Genomic DNA, 17,662 nt, shown 5'->3' with positions numbered 1-17,662 from the left:
CGGACGGGGACCCCGTATGACCACGCAGCCCGACCCGCCCTCCCGGCCCGCCGCCGGGCCCGGGACCTCCTCCGGTCCCGGGACCGCCCCGGGTGACCCGGCCGGGGGCGACGGCCCGCCCGGCTACGCCACCGCCCGTGCCCGGCTGCTGGACACGCCCGGTCTCGTCGGCGCCGCCCGCCGCACCGCGCTGGCCGCGCTCGCCGACGAGTGGCTGACCGGCCTGCTCACGGCGGCCGGTGCCCCCGCCGGCGTCGCCCTGGTCGCGGTCGGCGGCTACGGGCGGGGCGAACTCTCCCCGCGGAGCGACCTCGACGTCCTGTTGCTGCACGACGGCCCGCTCGACCCGGAGCTGCCCGAGCGCATCTGGTACCCGGTCTGGGACGCCGGCGCCTCCCTCGACCACTCCGTCCGCACCCCCGCCGAGGCCCGGACCGTCGCCGCCGCCGACCTCAAGGCCCAGCTCGGCCTGCTCGACGCCCGGCACATCGCCGGCGACCGGGCCCTCACCGCGGGGCTGCGCTCCGCCGTCCTCGCGGACTGGCGCACCGGCGCCCCGAACCGCCTGCCCGAGCTGCGCGAACTCGGCCGCGAGCGGGCCGAGCGCCACGGCGAGCTCTCCTTCCTGCTGGAGCCGGACCTCAAGGAGGCCCGGGGCGGCCTGCGCGACGTGGTCGCGCTGAACGCGATCGCCGCCACCTGGCTGGCCGACGCCCCGCGCGACGGCCTGGACGCCGCCGCGCTGCGGTTGTCCGACGTCCGGGACGCGCTGCACCTGGTCACCGGCCGGGCCACCGAGCGGCTCAGCCTGCAGGACCAGGACCAGGTCGCCGAACGGCTCGGCGTGCTGGACGCCGACACCCTGCTGCGCCAGGTGTACGAGGCCGCGCGGACCGTCGCCTACGCGAGTGACGTCACCTGGCGGGCGGTGGACCGGGTGCTGGCCGCCCGCACCTCCCGGGGCCGGCGCTCCTCCCGGCTCTCCTTCCCGTTCACCGGCACCGGGCGGGGCGCCGGCGCGGTGGCCCGCGGCGCCGTCCAGCGCCGCCCGCTCGCCGAGGGCGTGGTCGAGCAGGACGGCGAGGCGGTGCTCGCCCAGGGCGCCCGCCCGGCCGCCGACCCCGTGCTGCCGCTGCGCGCCGCGGCCGCGGCGGCCCAGAACGGGCTCACCATCTCCCACGCGACGGTGCGCAGGCTGGCCGCCGAGTGCCGCCCGCTGCCGGTGCCCTGGCCGGACGAGGCGCGCGAGCAACTGGTCACCCTGCTCGGCGCGGGCGAGGCCTGCCTGCCGGTCTGGGAGGCGCTGGAGGCGGAGGGGCTGATCACCCGGTTGCTGCCGGACTGGGAGCGCGTCCGCTGCCGCCCCCAGCGCAACGCCGTGCACCGCTGGACGGTCGACCGGCACCTGGTGGAGACGGCCGTGCGGGCCGCCGCGATGACCCGGCGGGTGGCCCGGCCGGACCTCCTGCTGGTCGCGGCCCTGCTGCACGACATCGGCAAGGGCTGGCCCGGCGACCACAGCGAGGCGGGCGAGGTGATCGTCCGCGACGTGGCCGTCCGGATGGGCTTCGACCAGGAGTCCGTCGAGACCCTGGCCGTGCTGGTCCGCCACCACCTGACCCTGGTGGACACCGCGACCCGGCGGGATCCGGACGACCCCGCCACCGTGGAGGCGATCACCAAGGTGGTCGCCACCCTGCCGCAGCTGGAGCTGCTGCACGCGCTGACCGAGGCCGACGCGACCGCCACCGGCCCGGCCGCCTGGAGCCGCTGGCGGGCCTCGCTGGTGGACGGGCTGGCGGCCCGGGCCGCCGCTCAGCTGGCCGGCGCGTACCCGTCGCCGGCCCCGGGCCGGTGGGGCTCCCCCGCGGGGGAGGCGGCGCCGACCGCGGAACAGGAGCGGCTCGCCGTCGAGGCGGCCCGGACGGCCGGTCCGGCGCTCTCCCTGCTGGCCCAGGCCGAGGTCGACGAGCCGGGCACCGAACCGATGGGCGTGCGGCTGACCCTCGCCGTACCCGACCGGCCGGGCCTGCTCGGCACGGTCGCCGGGGTACTGGCCCTGCACCGGCTGACCGTCCGCTCGGCGGGCCTGCGCGAGCTGGACCCGATCGGCGCCGGCCCGGTGCTGCTGCTCTCCTGGACGGTGGCCGCCGAGTTCGGCGAGCTGCCGGAGGCGGCCCGACTCCGGGCCGACCTGCGCCGGGCGCTGGACGGTTCGCTGGACGTCTCGCGTCGGCTCGCCGAGCGCGACGCGGCCGCCCCGCGCCGGCGCGGCATCCCCACCCCGCCGCCGCTGGTCGCGGTGGCGCCCGCGGTGGCCTCGGCGACGGCGACCGTGCTGGAGGTGCGCGCCCACGACGCCCCCGGCCTGCTGCACCGGATCGGGCGGGCGCTGGACGGCGCCGGCGTCCGGGTGCGGACGGCGTACGTCAGCACGCTCGGCGCGGAGGCCGTGGACTCCTTCTACCTGACCGACCAGGCGGGCCGGCCGCTCTCCGCCCAGCGGGCCGGGGAGGTGGCGGCGGCCGTCCGGGCGGCGCTGGGCTGAGCACGCCCTGCCGGGGCGGGCCGACCCTTCCGTTCCGGGAGGCGCCGGCCCGGAACGGCCCGCCGGAGCGGCCCCGTCGGAGCGCCCCCGGGGCCGGTTCGCCCGGGGGTGGAGACCGTTGCCAGGGCGGCCGGATACGCTTGGGGGCGACGACCGTACTGATACCGATGCCGCAAGGGACCCGCGACGACGTGTTCGACACCCTTTCCGATCGCCTCGCAGCGACGTTCAAGAACCTCCGGGGCAAGGGCCGCCTCAGCGAGGCGGACATCGACGCCACCACCCGCGAGATCCGCATCGCGCTGCTGGAGGCGGACGTCGCGCTGCCGGTCGTGCGGGCCTTCATCAAGCAGGTCAAGGAGCGGGCCCTCGGCGCGGAGGTCTCCGGCGCGCTGAACCCCGCCCAGCAGATCATCAAGATCGTCAACGAGGAGCTCATCGCCATCCTCGGTGGCGAGACCCGCCGGGTGAAGTTCGCCAAGAGCGGCCCGACGGTGATCATGCTCGCCGGCCTCCAGGGTGCCGGTAAGACCACCCTCGCGGGCAAGCTCGGCCACTGGCTGAAGCAGCAGAAGCACACCCCGCTGCTGGTCGCCTGCGACCTCCAGCGCCCCAACGCCGTCAACCAGCTCCAGGTGGTCGCGGAGCGCGCCGGGGTGGCCTTCTACGGCCCGCAGCCGGGCAACGGCGTCGGCGACCCGGTGCAGGTCGCCCGCGACTCGATCGAGTACGCCAAGCAGAAGCAGTACGACGTCGTCGTCGTCGACACCGCCGGCCGTCTGGGCATCGACGCCGAGCTGATGCAGCAGGCCGCCGACATCCGGGCCGCGGTCGACCCGGACGAGGTCCTGTTCGTCGTCGACGCCATGATCGGCCAGGACGCGGTCACCACCGCGCAGGCCTTCCTCGACGGCGTCGACTTCACCGGCGTGGTGCTCTCCAAGCTCGACGGCGACGCCCGCGGCGGTGCCGCCCTGTCGGTCGCGCACGTCACCGGCCGGCAGATCATGTTCGCCTCCAACGGCGAGAAGGTCGACGACTTCGACGCCTTCCACCCGGACCGGATGGCCTCGCGCATCCTCGGCATGGGCGACATGCTGTCGCTGATCGAGAAGGCCGAGCAGACCTTCTCGCAGGCCGAGGCCGAGAAGATCGCCTCCAAGCTGCAGGGCGGCGGCAAGGACTTCACGCTCGACGACTTCCTGGACCAGCTGGAGCAGGTCCGGAAGATGGGCTCGATCTCCAAGCTGCTGGGCATGCTGCCCGGCATGGGCCAGATCCGCGAGCAGATCAACAACATCGACGACAAGGACGTCGACCGCGTCGGCGCCATCATCAAGTCGATGACCCCGGCCGAGCGGACCGACCCGAAGCTCATCAACGGCTCGCGCCGGCTGCGCATCGCCAAGGGTTCGGGCGTCCAGGTCGGCGAGGTCAACAACCTGGTCGAGCGGTTCTTCGAGGCCCGCAAGATGATGTCCGCGATGGCCTCCGGCAAGGGCATCCCCGGCATGCCGGGTATCCCGGGGATGGGCGGCGGCTCGAAGAAGTCCGCCAAGAAGGCTCCGGCGGCCAAGGGGAAGCGCAAGAGCGGCAACCCGCTGAAGCGGGCCCAGGAGGAGGCCGCGGCCGCCGAGCGGCGCGCGCTCGGCCCGGGCGCCGGCCAGGCTCCGGCCCAGGGCGGGGCGTTCGGCCTGGGCGCGGGCAAGGGCCCGTCCGACTTCGAGCTGCCCAAGGAGTTCAAGGACCTGCTGTAGGTCCGCCCGCCCAGTGCGTCCGGCCTCACGGCCGGTGCGTCCGTCGGGCACGTGTACGGCCCGCCGCTCCGGTACATCCCGGGCGGCGGGCCGTTCGCATGTCCGATGATGGCGGGGTGAGAGTGACGATCAGGGCCCCGCGGGCCGAGGACGAGGTTGTGTACGCCGAAGCGGTCCGCCGGTCCGCCGAGCACATCGGGCGGTGGAACCCGGTCGAGCCGAACGGGCTTCCGGACCTCCTGGAGCGCCAGGGTGCCGGTCTGCGCACCTTCCTGATCATCGATCAGGCGACCGGCGGGCTGGTCGGCAAGGTGAACGTCGCCAACATCGTGATGGGCCGGTTCTGCAACGCCGCGCTCGGCTACGACTCGTACCTGCCGTTCGCCGGGACGGGCCGGATGACCGAGGGCATGCGGCTGGTGGTGGACCGCTGCTTCGCCCCGCAGGCGGCCGGCGGCCTCGGCCTGCACCGGCTTGAGATCAACGTGCAGCCGGACAACGCGCGTTCGATCGGGCTCGCCAAGCGGCTGGGGTTCCGGCACGAGGGGTACACGCCCCGGATGCTGTTCCTGAGTGGTGCCTGGCGGGACCACGAGCGGTTCGCGCTGACCTCCGAGGAGTGGCCCGGGCCGGGGGAGTAGCGGGCGCCAGGGGGCACTCCGGGTGCGGGGGCGAGCAGACGCTCGCCCCCGTCGGGTGTCTCCGACGTGCGGTGGCCGGGTGTCTTCGACGTTCGGTGCCTCTTCGACGTGCCGGGTGTCTTCGACGTGTGGTGCCTCTTCGGAGTGCGGTGCGTTTGGTGTTTCTTCGACGTGCCGGGGATGCCAGGAGCAGGTGGGCCAGGTGGGTCACCGGGGCCGGGTCAACGGGGCTGGTCGGCGATCAGGTACCGGAAGACGTTCTCCATCCGGACCGAGCCGTCCGGGCGCAGGTACGGATGCAGTGCCTCCTCCAGCTCCTTCGCCACCAGCGAGAGCCCGGAGAACTCCGCCGCCGCGTCGTACAGGCCGGTGGAGAGCAGCCCGCGCACCGCGCTGTCCAGGTCCGGATAGGCGAACGGGCAGCTCACCCGGCCGCTGCCGGCCGGGCGCAGGCGGGCCGGTGCGAGCAGGTGCTCCAGGGCGCCGGGCGTGCTCAGCCCGAACGGGTCGCGCGCGGTGGTGCGCCCGGCCATCCGCCGGGCCACGTCCAGGACGGAGGCGCTCTCGCAGCGCTCCGGTGGCCCCCAGGCGGCCAGCACCACGTGCCCGCCCCGAAGCGTCAGCCGGGCCGCCTCGGTCACCACCCGCTGCGGATCGGCGGCCCCCGGCAGCTGCTCGAAAACGGTGACCAGCGAATAGGCCGAGCGGGGGACGGCCGCAGCCGACCGGGCGCCCGCGCCGACCTGCAGCCGACGGCCTCTCGCCAGCTCGCGCAGCTCGTCGTGCGGCTCCAGGCCGGCGACCTGGGCACCCCGTCCGGCGGCGAGCAGCAGAGCCAGGCCGGAGCGGCAGCCCAGGCCCAGCACGCTGGTCGCCGGGCCGACCTCCAGCCGGTCGTACACCGCCTCGTAGAGCGGTACCAGCATGCGTTCCTGGATCTCCGCCCAGTCGCGCGCCCGCGCGTGCCAGGCGTTCGCGGACTGCCGGTCGTGCGGTTGTGCGCCTGCGGGTCGTACGGTCGTGCCGGTCGATCGAGCTGAAGCCATCGCGGCCTCCCATCCGGTCCTTCGGTGACTGCTACGGCCCCCCCGAGGTCCCGCCCCACTCCAGCGAACAGCGGCTCGGGCGCGGCGTCCAGAGGGGTGCAGGGTGGTGCGCGCGTGTCGTGGGCGTGCGCCCCCTGGCGGAGCCGGGGCGCCCTTCGGCCGGCGCGCCGGCCGGGCGCCGTCGCGGCCCGGGCGGAGCGGCGACGGCTCGCGGGCGAACGGGTTCCGCGGAACGGATTCGAAGTCAGGCCCCTTGGCCCCGTACCATTCGCCCCATGGCAAAGGCACCCGTTCTCACCCCCCAGGCGGACGACTTCCCGCGCTGGTACCAGGACCTCATCAACAAGGCCGAGCTGGCCGACAACGGTCCGGTGCGCGGCACCATGGTCATCCGACCGTACGGCTACGGCCTGTGGGAGCGGATGCAGCAGGAGATGGACGCCCGCATCAAGAAGGCAGGCGCGCAGAACGCCTACTTCCCGATGTTCATCCCGCAGTCGTACCTGACCAAGGAAGCGGAGCACGTCGAGGGCTTCGCCCCCGAACTCGCCGTGGTCACCCACGGTGGCGGCAAGCAGCTGGACGAGCCCGTCGTCGTCCGGCCCACCTCCGAGACCATCATCAACGAGTACTTCTCGAAGTGGGTGCAGAGCCACCGCGACCTGCCCCTGCTGATCAACCAGTGGGCCAACGTGGTTCGCTGGGAGCTGCGCCCGCGGGTCTTCCTGCGCACCACCGAGTTCCTCTGGCAGGAGGGCCACACCGCCCACGCCACGTACGAGGACGCCCGCGAGTACGCCTCGATGATCCACACCCAGGTCTACGGCGACTTCATGACCAACGTGCTCGGCATCGACGTCGTGCTCGGCCGCAAGACCGCCAAGGAGCGCTTCGCCGGCGCGATCAACACCCTCACCCTCGAGGGCATGATGGGCGACGGCAAGGCGCTGCAGATGGGCACCAGCCACGAGCTGGGCCAGAACTTCGCCAAGGCGTTCAACACCACCTACCAGCTCCAGGGTGCCGAGCGCGAGTACGTCTGGCAGACCTCCTGGGGCGTCTCGACCCGGATGGTCGGCGGGCTGATCATGTCCCACGGCGACGACAACGGCCTGCGGGTGCCCCCGCGCCTGGCCGCCGTCCAGGCCGTCGTCCTCGCCATCAAGGGCGACGACGCGGTCATCGCCAAGGTGCGCGAGATCGGCGCCCGGCTGGAGGCCGTCGGCATCCGGGTGGTCGTCGACGACCGCACCGACACCCCGTTCGGCCGCCGCGCCGTGGACTGGGAGCTCAAGGGCGTGCCGCTGCGCATCGAGGTCGGCCCGCGCGACCTGGAGAACGGAACCGCGATGCTGGCCCGCCGGATCCCCGGGGGCAAGGAGCCGGTCTCGATCGACGCGCTCGCCGAGCTGCTTCCGGGTGTCCTGGAGGAGGACCAGGCGCTGCTGCTGCGCCAGTCCCGCGAGCGCCGTGAGGCCCGCACGGTCGACGTGACGAACCTCGACGAGGCCGTCGAGGCCGCCGCCACCGGCTGGGGCCGGATCTCCTGGGCCGAGCTGGGCCCGGAGGGTGAGGCCAAGCTGGCCGAGCAGGGCGTCTCGGTGCGCTGCATCGTCGCCGCCGACGGCTCGGTGCCGCAGACGGACGACCAGGCCGGCAACATCGCGATCGTCGCACGCGCCTACTGACCGGCGCGTACCTCCGCCGGCGCGCCGACAGTGGTGCGCCGGCGGAGGTATGTCGAGGGACGTCCGGCACGTCGGACGCATCGACGGGTGCCGGTGGTCGGCGGTGTCGGAAACCGACAGGTACTGGCGATTGCTGGCGATTACTGGCGGCCGGCGGCAATGATCCGGCGGCTGCCCGACAACCGTCAGACATCCGTCGGACATCCGGCCGACAACCGCCGTCGGGAATTCCGGCGGTAACCGTCCGGGGTCCGTCTCACCAGTCGACATCCCTACTGGCCGGTCAACTGCCGGTATTAACGGAATAGCGGTACGGTGTACGGCCCGTGGCCCTGTCAACTCGGCAGGACCGCGGGCCGTACGTCCTGGGGGCGACAGCCCGTCCCCCGGACCGAAAATGACGAGGCCCGCCGAGCTGCGACGGGCCCAAACCGGCAGGGGGTTGGTCTTGCGTCAGATCCGGAACGCGCATTTCGCGCGGGCTCGTACATTCCTGAGAGTTTCCTGGGAATTCCAGGCGAACGGGAACACGCGGAACATCGGCTCGAACTCCATCGTTGGTCTAGCGTGAGCACGACACAGCCCCTCGTTCTCGCGGCCGAACTGGCCGCCGCCTGGAGTGACATCCAGGCCTTCCATCAGGATCTCCCCGACCTCGCCTCGCCCGAGGCGTTGATCGGCGAGTCCTCCTCGGCCTGTGGTACGCGGCTCGGTTTCGAGCGGCTCCTCCACGAGGCTGCCCACGGTCTGGCCGCGGCCCGGGACATCCGGGACACCTCGCGGGCCGGCCGCTACCACAACCGGCGCTTCCTGCTCCTGGCTTCCGAGCTGGGCCTGGCGCACCCGGTCGAGCCGCACGCGAGCAGCGGCTTCTCCCAGGTGACCATGCTCAAGGAGACGCAGGAGCGGTACGCCGAGACCATCGAACGCCTGGACCGCGCCCTCGGCGCCCACCAGGAGGCGGTGGCCGGCGACGGCGTGTCGCGCGCCTTCCGCGGCCCGGCCGCCCGACACGGCTCCTCCGGGGGCGGCGTCCGGGTCAAGGCGGTCTGCGGATGCGGGCGGAACGTCCGGGTCGTGCCGTCGGTACTCGCGCAGGCGTCCATCGTCTGCGGTGCCTGCCAGCAGCCGTTCAAGATCGCGTAGCGTGGGGAGCCGGCCGGCGACTGTGCGGGCAGTGCGTCCGGCCGGAGTGATCGACGGCCCTCGTCGGCAGGGCTGATCGGCAGGACCGATCGGCGGCCCTGATCGACATCTGCGGTGTGTTGGGCTGACCGGGAGCGGGGGCTCCCGGTCGGACCGGTTCCCTCCGGGGCGCCTCGGGCTCTCCGACGCTCGGCGGCCCTGCTTCGGCGCTTCGCTCCCTGCATCGCCCTCCTCGGCGCCATCGCCTTCTTCGCCTCCGCCGCCTTCTTCGGCCTCTTCGGCTTCCTTCGGCGTCGGCCGGTTTCGCGTGGTCCGTACGTGGCCCTCGGTGGTCCGTTCGTGGCCCGTTCGGGGTCCGTACGCGGGTCGGCGCGTGGTCCGTCGGCGGTTGGGCGCGTGGTCTGCGGGTGGTCTGCGCGCGGTCGGTCGGGGTCGGTCCCTGCAGGCGGCGTCAAGGCGGTTCGCGCCGGTATGGCAGAATGGACAGCTGAGTACTCGGCAGCCGAGCAGGACCCCTCTCTCCTACGGCTGGCGTGTCCCTTGAACGGCCAGCCTCGCAACCCCACGCGACGGTGCGGCCGCTCACCCACGTCAACACCAGGAGAATCCACTCCCGTGGCAGTCAAGATCAAGCTCAAGCGTCTCGGCAAGATTCGCTCCCCGCACTACCGCATCGTCGTCGCCGACGCCCGCACCAAGCGTGACGGTCGCGCGATCGAGGAGATCGGCATCTACCAGCCGACCTACAACCCCTCGAAGATCGAGGTCGACGGCGAGCGCGCCCAGTACTGGCTGTCCGTCGGCGCCCAGCCGACCGAGCCGGTGCTCGCCATCCTCAAGCTGACCGGCGACTGGCAGAAGTTCAAGGGTCTGCCGGCTCCGGCGCCCCTGCTCGTTGCCGAGCCCAAGGTCGAGGACTTCTCGCACCTGTTCGCGAAGGCCGTTGCCGGCTTCGAGGACGCCACCACCGGTGTTGCCATCACCCCGAAGGCCAAGAAGTCGGACAAGGCCGAGGCTGACGCCGACGCCGCCGCCGAGGCCTGATCGTGATCGAGGACGCCCTCGACCACCTGGTGAAGGGCATCGTCGAGCACCCCGACGAGGTGCAGGTGCGTTCGCGCAACCTGCGTCGGGGTAACACCATCGAGGTGCGTGTGCACCCCGATGACCTCGGCAAGGTGATCGGCCGGGGCGGCCGCACGGCGCGCGCACTGCGCACCGTGGTCGGCGCCCTCGGCGGTCGCAACGTCCGGGTCGACCTGGTCGACGTGGACAGCATTCGCTGACGCTGCTGCTCGTTCAGCCGTCAGGCTTGAGGCCGGCCGGGACGCATGTCGTCCCGGCCGGCCTCTCGCTTTTCCCGGCCAGCTCGCTCGCAGCGCCCTCGCCTTCCCGGCCTGCATTCCCGGCAGCAGCACCTAGCGCCGGCACCCAGTACCCAGTACCCAGCACCCATCCAGGAGAACGATCACCGTGCAGCTCGTCGTCGGCAAGATCGGCCGCGCCCACGGCATCAGGGGGGACGTCAGCGTCGAGGTCCGCACCGACGAGCCGGAGCTCCGGCTCGGCCCCGGTGCCGTCCTGCTCACCGACCCCGCGTCGGCCGGACCGCTGACCGTCGAGTCCGGCAAGGTGCACAGCGGCCGGCTGCTGCTGCGTTTCGCCGGTGTCAAGGACCGCAACGACGCGGAGGCGCTGCGCGGCACCATCCTGATCGCCGAGGTCGATCCGGAGGAGAGCCCCGAGGATCCGGAGGAGTACTACGACCACCAGCTGATCGGCCTGGACGTGGTCCTGCTCGACGGCACCCCGGTCGGTGAACTCACCGAGATCGTCCACCTCCCCTACCAGGACCTGCTCACGGTGGAGAAGCCCGACGGGACGGAGGTGCTGGTGCCGTTCGTCACCCGCATCGTGCCGACCATCGACCTGGAGAACCAGCGCATCGTGATCGACCCGCCGGGCGGCCTGATCGACCCTGAGCAGGCCGAGGTCGTGCGGGACGAGTCGGACGGGTCGGATGAGTCGGACGGGTCGGGTCGGTCGGCGGATCCGGAGGAGTCGGAGTGAGCGCCGAGGAGCTCTCCCCGAAGGAGTCGCCCGCCGTGACGGAGCCGCCCGCCGCGCAGGAGCCGTCCGTGGGGCAGGGGCAGCCTGCGACGCAGGGTGTCCAGGACGGGATGCGGATCGACGTCGTCACGATCTTCCCCGAGTACCTCGAGCCGCTGAACATCTCCCTGGTCGGCAAGGCCCGCGCCCGAGGCCAGCTCGATGTGCACGTCCACGACCTGCGCGAGTGGACGTACGACATCCACCGAACGGTCGACGACAGCCCGTACGGTGGCGGCCCCGGCATGGTGATGAAGCCCGAGCCGTGGGGCGAGGCGCTGGACGGCGTACTGAGCCGGGGCCCCGAGGGAGAGGTGCCCACGCTGGTGGTGCCCACCCCGAGCGGGCGCCCGTTCACCCAGGAACTCGCGCAGGAACTCGCCGGGCGTCCGTGGCTGACCTTCACCCCCGCCCGGTACGAGGGCATCGACCGGCGGGTGATCGAGGAAGCGGCCACCCGGATGCCGGTGGTCGAGGTGTCGATCGGCGACTACGTCCTGGCCGGCGGCGAGGTCGCCGTCCTGGTGATGGTCGAGGCGATCGCCCGGCTGCTGCCCGGGGTGCTCGGCAACGCCGAGTCCCACCGGGACGACTCCTTCGCGCCCGGTGCCATGGCCGACCTGCTGGAGGGCCCGGTCTACACCAAGCCCGCCGAGTGGCGCGGTCGGACCGTCCCGGACGTGCTGCTCAGCGGTAACCACGGGCGGATCGCCCGCTGGCGCCGTGAGCAGGCCTTCGCCCGGACCCTGGCGAACCGGCCCGATCTGGTCGAGCGCTGGCAGTACGGCAGCTTCGACAAGAAGGAGCGCGAGGCGCTGAGCATCCTCGGCCTGGCGTGGGACGAGCGACTCGGCCGATTTCGGTCTGTGGCCGATGGTGTGGAACAATAGGTCGCTGCTGTCTGTCGCTGGGCCCCTCTCGTAGGGGTCACGTGGTCCGGTGCCCCCGCCACGGGGGGATCATCGCCAGCCGATGCGGCCCGCAGCCAACCCCATTGTGACGAACTTCCGTGGGCGGCCCGTGGCGCCTGCGATGGAGAGCAACATGAGCAACAAGCTCGCTGCTGTCGACGCGGCCTCGCTGCGTAGCGACATTCCGGCCTTCCGCGCCGGTGACACCCTGAAGGTCCACGTCCGGGTCATCGAGGGCAACCGCTCTCGTGTCCAGGTCTTCCAGGGCGTCGTCATCCGTCGCCACGGCGCCGGTGTCGGCGAGACCTTCACCGTTCGCAAGGTCAGCTTCAACGTCGGCGTGGAGCGCACCTTCCCGGTGCACACCCCGGTCGTCGAGAAGATCGAGGTCGTGACCCGCGGTGCGGTTCGCCGCGCCAAGCTGTACTACCTGCGTGACCTCCGCGGCAAGGCCGCGAAGATCAAGGAGAAGCGCGACCGCTGATCCACCGGCCCCCGGTACTGCCGGGGGATCGGAGCACTCTAGGGGGCGCGGCTGCCGCACGGTAAGCTCAGCCCCCGATGAGCACGCATGAACCATCCGCGGACCGCGACGGCTGTCCCGCACCCACCGGTGCGGACTCGCCGTCGCGGTCCGCGGCCGTTTCCGCAGTCGTACCTGCTGTAGCTGCCGGGGAGCAGCTGGTCGAGCCGGGCACTCGGCCGGCCACCGAGGCGCCTCCCGAGGCTGCCCGGGAGACCGGGCGGGATGCGACCGACGACTCGGTGGACGAGCCCGGGGCGTCGCCCCGTTCGCGTTCGCGTGAACTCCTTCTGCTGGCGGGTACCTGCCTGCTCGCCCTGCTCCTGGTGAACGCCTTCGTGGCACGACCGTTCGCGGTCCCGTCCGGCTCGATGGAGAACGGCCTGCGTCCGGGCGACCGCCTGATCGCGAACCAACTGGCCTACTCCTTCGGGGGCCATCCGCAGCGCGGCGATGTCGTGGTCTTCGACGGGACGGGTTCCTTTCGGCGTGGGTCGGCCGAGCCGACCGGGTTCGGGGGTGCGCTGCGCGCGCTCGGCCGGGACCTCGGACTGGCACCGGCCGGCGACTCGGTCTACGTCAAGCGCGTCATCGGCGTCGGTGGGGACCGGGTGACCAGCACCGGCTCCGGCGAGCGGATCACCGTCAACGGTGTGCCGATCGACGAGTCCTCCTACCTCGCACCGGGGGACGAGCCGTCGAACGTGGCCTTCGACGTGAGGGTTCCGGCCGGCAAGCTGTGGGTCATGGGGGACCACCGCAGCGCCTCCCGTGACTCCCGGGACCACCTGGGCGAGCCCGGGGGCGGCTTCGTTCCCGAGGGCAAGGTGATCGGACGGGCGGAGTGGGTGGTCTACCCGGTCGGCCACTGGGCCGGCCTGGACCGGTCGGCGGCGTTCGCCGCAGCAGGGGGGACCGGTGGCCATGGGGACCAGAGGTAGAGGCCGACTGGCCGACCGACCGGCTGCCGCGCCCTTGGACCGACCGGCGAGAGCAGCGGGGCCGGAGGCGTCGGCGCCCGTACGCGGCCGGGCCGATCGTCGTCGCACCGCGCGTCGGGCCGCCCGCCGTCGCAAACGCTCTCTCCTGCGCGAGATCCCATTGATCGTTCTGGTGGCGCTGCTGGTGGCACTGGTGATGAAGACCTTCATGGTGCAGGTCTTCGTCATTCCGTCCGGTTCGATGGAGCAGACCATCCAGATCGGTGACCGGGTGCTGGTGGACAAGCTCACTCCCTGGTTCGGCGCCGAACCGGAGCGCGGCGACGTGGTGGTGTTCAAGGATCCGGGTGGTTGGCTGGAGGCCGACCACAAGCCGTCCACGGACGGCCCGGTGCTTCGCGGTGCCAAGCAGGTCCTCACCTTCGTCGGGCTGCTGCCGTCCGACAGCGAGCAGGATCTGATCAAGCGGGTGATCGGCGTCGGCGGTGACACCGTCGAGTGTTGCGACGAGCAGGGTCGTCTCAGCGTCAACGGCAAGGCGGTGGACGAGCCGTACCTGGCGTCGGGGAACCCGCCGTCCCGCCAGCCCTTCAAGGTGAAGGTGCCGCAGGGGCGACTCTGGGTCATGGGCGACCACCGGGACGTGTCCGCCGACTCCCGCTTCCACATGGGGAATCCGGGGCAGGGCACCATCCCGCTGAGCGGTGTGGTGGGTCGGGCGTTCGTCATCGCCTGGCCGGTCGGCCGGGTTCATCAACTTGATGCGCCAGGTTCACTCTCCTCGCTGGCGCGGTCCCGGAACGCCCCAGGAACTGGACCGGATCCGATGAGTGTTGGGCCGCTTCCGAAGGAACCTCCGCTCGTTATGGGTGTGTTGGGCATCCTTCCGCTCGTCGGCCGAAGGCCGGGGCGGCCTCCGGAGTAGTCCCGGCCGCCCCCGCGGCCTGCTGGGCAGCGCGCGTGGGAGCGCGAGCCGGATGCCTGGGAGTGATAGAGAAGTGCTGGTGCGGCCGGTACGCGACAACGGCCGCGTCCGGAGGCTGTGCCGGTCTCAGGTGTCCCCCGGAAGGGCGGCCCTGGAGCCGCATCACGGCCGATGGTGGAGGTAGTGCCCGCTGTGCGGCACTGTGAGCGCGGACGTGCAGGCGTCCGCACAGCTGGGAGGAGACGTTGTGGGGGATTTGGTGATCGGTGCCCGCTCAGGCGCCGGAGAGCCCGAGGGCTCCGGTCATCGGGCGGAACGGTCGACGGAGTCCGCAGTGTCTTCGAGTTCCGCGGAGGATGCGGCGGCGCAGTCCGCCGACGAACAGGGCGGCGGCGCGGACGACACCTCCGACGGCTTTCGGGACGAGGTGGGTTCTGAGGGCGAGTCGGACGACAAGGCCGCCGGCAAGGAGCACAAGCAGCGCTCGTTCTGGAAAGAGCTGCCGATCCTGATCGGTATCGCACTGGTCCTGGCTCTGGTGATCAAGACTTTCTTCGTCCAGGCGTTCTCCATTCCGTCGGAGTCGATGCAGAACACGCTTCAGGTCGGCGACCGTGTCCTCGTGGACAAGCTGACCCCGTGGTTCGGGGCCGAGCCCGAGCGTGGCGAGGTCGTGGTGTTCCACGACCCGGGCGGCTGGCTGGCGGACGAGCCGACCAAGCAGAGCAGCAACTCCTTCGTCCGGGGCGTTCAGGACGTGCTCAGCTTCGTTGGCCTGATGCCCTCCGAGAACGAGAAGGATCTGATCAAGCGGGTCATCGCGGTCGGCGGGGACACCGTCGAGTGCGAGGGTGAGGGACCGGTCAAGGTCAACGGGATTGCCCTCGACGAGCCCTACGTCTTCCCCGGCAACACGCCTTGCGGGACGAAGCCCTTCGGCCCGGTGAAGGTGCCGGACGGTCGGATCTGGGTGATGGGCGACCACCGGGCGGACTCGCTGGACTCCCGGTTCCACATGGACCAGCCGGGTGGGGGCACCGTTCCCGTGGACGAGGTCATCGGCCGAGCCTTCGTGGTGGCCTGGCCGATCAACCACTGGGCGACGCTTCCGGTGCCGGAGACCTTCGACCAGAAGGGGCTGGCGGCGGCCGTGCCGTTCGTGCCGCCGGCGGCCGGAGCGGTCGGAGCGGTCGGCCTGCTTCCGCTGGTGCGCCGGCTGAGGGAGCGGTCGGAGCGCGAGAAGCACTCCTGACCACCACCGGGTCGCCCCCGGGTCTTGCGCGGGCCGTGGTACCGACGAGTAATCTGCTCGGACGTGCCACGGCCCGCCGGGTTTTCTGCCTGTGGCCCCGGCGTGCCATGAGCGTTTCCGGGCCGGGCAAGGGTGGATGGTTTCGATGAGCAGTGTCATGACAGAGGCGCCAGGCCGCTCGCCCGCGCCCGCGCGGTCCCGGCGTGGGCCTTCGGCCGTGCTGCAGGGCGTGTTGATCGGGCTCGGCCTGGCTCTGCTGGTCGGTGGCTTCGTGGTCATGGCGCTGGACTACCGGCCGTACGGCATTCCGACCGGCTCGATGACCCCGACGCTCAAGGTCGGGGACACCGTCGTGGCGCGGCAGATCGACGGCCAGGCCGTCGGCCGGGGCGACGTGGTGGTCTTCCGTGACCGGGCCTGGGGCGGGGAGCTCATGGTCAAGCGGGTGGTCGCGGTCGGCGGCGACACCGTGGCGACCAGCGGGGACGACCAGCGGCTGACCGTCAACGGCAAGCCGGTGGACGAGCCGTACCTGGCGGCGCAGGGCCCGCAGGGGAGCGCGTTCAGCGTGGAGGTGCCGCCCGGTCGGCTCTTCCTGCTGGGGGACAACCGGCAGGGGTCGCTCGACTCCCGTCTCCACCTGGAGATCGACGGCGGCACGATCCCCGCGACCGAGGTCGAGGCTCGGGTGGAGGCCATCGTCCTGCCCTTCGGCCGGACGGGTCTGTTCGCCCGCACCACGGCCTTCGACGCACTCGGCGGGCCGAAGGCCGGCGAACCGGGACCATTGGAGCCGGCCTTCTACGCCACCGTTGTAGGCGCGGCGCTGATCGTCGTGACCTGCGCAGTGGGTGGCGTGGCCGGCGCGGCGCGCCGGTTGGGCCGACGCCGCGCCGCTTGACCGCTGCTGGTGCTCCCGCGCCGGGCGCTGGCGTAGCCGACGTCGCAGCCTCAGCTCGCGTCGAAGCCGGCGCGACCGCCGCCGGCCGTGGCCCGATTGCTCTGCCGAACATCGCCCCGGACGGTCCTGCCGGGTGGCAGGATCGGGGGAGCCGGCCGGACGGACGAGGGGAGGGGAGAGAGCAGCGATGACGACCAAGCACCGAAAGGCCTCCCGGATCCTGCTGCTGGACGAGCGGGATCGCCTGCTTCTCTTCCGGGGTTCGGACCCGGCGGTGCCGGACGTCACGTGGTGGTTCACTCCCGGAGGAGGCCTGGAGCCGGGGGAGGGCACTCGCGAGGCTGCGGTGCGTGAGCTCGGCGAGGAGACCGGGCTGCGGGGAGTGGAGCTGGGGCCCGTGGTGGCGTACGGCACGGCTTCGTTCTCCTTTCGAGAGCAGTACTACGAGCAGGAGCAGTGGTTCCACCTGGCCCGGACCGTGGAGACGGTCCTCGATCATTCGGGAATGGGCAGGGACGAACACGCGCAATTGCTCGCGGCGCGCTGGTGGACGGTCGAGGAGCTGAAGGAGACCGCCGAAACGATCTATCCGGTCGGGCTGGCGGACTTCCTGGGGCGACTGTTGGCCGAGGGGCCGCCGGCCACGCCGGTAAGGCTCTGAGGGTGAGTGCGGTGGTCCACAATGGGTGGACGTGACAAGTTGAGGGGACGCCTGGATGAGTGCCGAAGATCTCGAGAAGTACGAGACCGAGATGGAGCTCAAGCTCTACCGGGAGTACCGGGACGTCGTCGGCCTGTTCAAGTACGTGATTGAAACCGAGCGGCGCTTCTACCTCACCAACGACTACGAGCTGCAGGTGCACTCGGTCCAGGGCGAGGTCTTCTTCGAGGTGTCGATGGCGGATGCGTGGGTCTGGGACATGTACCGGCCGGCCCGGTTCGTCCGCAAGGTCCGGGTGCTGACCTTCAAGGACGTGAACATCGAGGAGCTCGCGAAGAGCGATCTGGAGCTGCCCTCGGACGATTCCGGGTTCGGGAACTGACGTTGGACCGCTCGGTCCTGTGGTGTCCAGGGGAATTTCGACTTTCCCCGGATTCCCACCCCTGCGGGTGACAGAAGTTATCCACAGGCCCGGGTTATCCACAGGAAATAGCAACTCCCTGGCCCCGCTCCGGGCCGCACGGCAACCTCCGCAGCGGAGGTGGTCACCGTGCAGGACACCAAGCGCACCACGCGCAAGCAGAGCGGCGCAGCGAAGGCCAGGCCGGGTGGG

General features: G+C 71.9%; 17 protein-coding genes. 16 read left to right on the top strand and 1 reads right to left on the bottom strand.

What is annotated here, in order from left to right:
* Positions 1 to 16 precede the first annotated feature (16 nt).
* The 3 genes from AB0J08_RS31325 (at position 17) to AB0J08_RS31315 (ending at position 4,946) form a co-directional block, all read left to right on the top strand.
* Positions 17 to 2,548: a [protein-PII] uridylyltransferase gene (locus AB0J08_RS31325; RefSeq protein WP_360641227.1), complete on the top strand. Its 2,532-nt coding sequence runs from the start codon at positions 17 to 19 to the stop codon at positions 2,546 to 2,548.
* Positions 2,549 to 2,739: 191 nt separating this feature from the next.
* Positions 2,740 to 4,305 carry a signal recognition particle protein gene (gene ffh / locus AB0J08_RS31320; protein WP_360641245.1) on the top strand — a complete coding sequence of 522 codons (1,566 nt, stop codon included), beginning with the start codon at positions 2,740 to 2,742 and terminating at the stop codon, positions 4,303 to 4,305.
* A gap of 98 nt (positions 4,306 to 4,403) precedes the next feature.
* Positions 4,404 to 4,946, top strand: a complete 543-nt coding sequence (locus AB0J08_RS31315; RefSeq protein WP_360641226.1) for a GNAT family protein — start codon at positions 4,404 to 4,406, stop codon at positions 4,944 to 4,946.
* A gap of 221 nt (positions 4,947 to 5,167) precedes the next feature.
* Here the strand turns inward: AB0J08_RS31315 and AB0J08_RS31310 are convergent, their stop codons facing one another.
* Positions 5,168 to 5,992 carry a methyltransferase domain-containing protein gene (locus tag AB0J08_RS31310; RefSeq protein WP_360641225.1) on the bottom strand — a complete coding sequence of 275 codons (825 nt, stop codon included), beginning with the start codon at positions 5,990 to 5,992 and terminating at the stop codon, positions 5,168 to 5,170.
* Between the two features lie 275 nt (positions 5,993 to 6,267).
* Here AB0J08_RS31310 and proS point away from each other — a divergent pair, with 275 nt between their 5' ends.
* From proS to AB0J08_RS31245, 13 genes are all read left to right on the top strand, one after another.
* Complete coding sequence (gene proS / locus AB0J08_RS31305; protein ID WP_360641224.1) at positions 6,268 to 7,680, top strand: proline--tRNA ligase; 1,413 nt, start codon at positions 6,268 to 6,270, stop codon at positions 7,678 to 7,680.
* A 567-nt stretch (positions 7,681 to 8,247) separates the two neighbouring features.
* Positions 8,248 to 8,826 (top strand): hypothetical protein, encoded by a 579-nt coding sequence (locus tag AB0J08_RS31300; protein ID WP_329489769.1) that lies wholly within the window; start codon positions 8,248 to 8,250, stop codon positions 8,824 to 8,826.
* Positions 8,827 to 9,441: 615 nt separating this feature from the next.
* Complete coding sequence (rpsP, locus tag AB0J08_RS31295) at positions 9,442 to 9,870, top strand: 30S ribosomal protein S16 (protein ID WP_360641223.1); 429 nt, start codon at positions 9,442 to 9,444, stop codon at positions 9,868 to 9,870.
* Positions 9,871 to 9,872: 2 nt separating this feature from the next.
* A complete protein-coding gene (locus AB0J08_RS31290; protein ID WP_030306741.1) occupies positions 9,873 to 10,112 on the top strand; it encodes an RNA-binding protein in 240 nt (79 codons plus the stop codon).
* A 187-nt stretch (positions 10,113 to 10,299) separates the two neighbouring features.
* A complete protein-coding gene (gene rimM, locus AB0J08_RS31285) occupies positions 10,300 to 10,896 on the top strand; it encodes a ribosome maturation factor RimM (protein ID WP_360641222.1) in 597 nt (198 codons plus the stop codon).
* A 110-nt stretch (positions 10,897 to 11,006) separates the two neighbouring features.
* Entirely contained in the window at positions 11,007 to 11,825 is an 819-nt protein-coding gene (trmD, locus tag AB0J08_RS31280) for a tRNA (guanosine(37)-N1)-methyltransferase TrmD (protein ID WP_360641244.1), read from the top strand.
* A 154-nt stretch (positions 11,826 to 11,979) separates the two neighbouring features.
* Positions 11,980 to 12,330, top strand: coding sequence for a 50S ribosomal protein L19 (rplS, locus tag AB0J08_RS31275; protein ID WP_063347674.1), 351 nt, complete (start codon positions 11,980 to 11,982; stop codon positions 12,328 to 12,330).
* A gap of 281 nt (positions 12,331 to 12,611) precedes the next feature.
* A complete protein-coding gene (gene lepB, locus AB0J08_RS31270) occupies positions 12,612 to 13,310 on the top strand; it encodes a signal peptidase I (RefSeq protein WP_360641221.1) in 699 nt (232 codons plus the stop codon).
* Between the two features lie 160 nt (positions 13,311 to 13,470).
* Entirely contained in the window at positions 13,471 to 14,235 is a 765-nt protein-coding gene (gene lepB / locus AB0J08_RS31265; protein WP_360641220.1) for a signal peptidase I, read from the top strand.
* A gap of 247 nt (positions 14,236 to 14,482) precedes the next feature.
* Positions 14,483 to 15,487, top strand: coding sequence for a signal peptidase I (gene lepB / locus AB0J08_RS31260; protein ID WP_360641219.1), 1,005 nt, complete (start codon positions 14,483 to 14,485; stop codon positions 15,485 to 15,487).
* 157 nt (positions 15,488 to 15,644) lie between these two features.
* Entirely contained in the window at positions 15,645 to 16,388 is a 744-nt protein-coding gene (gene lepB / locus AB0J08_RS31255) for a signal peptidase I (RefSeq protein WP_360641218.1), read from the top strand.
* Between the two features lie 187 nt (positions 16,389 to 16,575).
* Positions 16,576 to 17,049, top strand: a complete 474-nt coding sequence (locus tag AB0J08_RS31250) for an NUDIX domain-containing protein (RefSeq protein WP_360641217.1) — start codon at positions 16,576 to 16,578, stop codon at positions 17,047 to 17,049.
* A gap of 55 nt (positions 17,050 to 17,104) precedes the next feature.
* A complete protein-coding gene (locus AB0J08_RS31245; RefSeq protein WP_148642766.1) occupies positions 17,105 to 17,431 on the top strand; it encodes a DUF2469 domain-containing protein in 327 nt (108 codons plus the stop codon).
* Positions 17,432 to 17,662 lie beyond the last annotated feature (231 nt).

The organism is Kitasatospora sp. NPDC050463 (genome assembly GCF_040655255.1).
GTDB lineage: Bacteria > Actinomycetota > Actinomycetes > Streptomycetales > Streptomycetaceae > Kitasatospora.
Note: the sequence above shows the minus strand (reverse complement) of the source record. Positions and strands in the feature narration are given on the sequence as shown.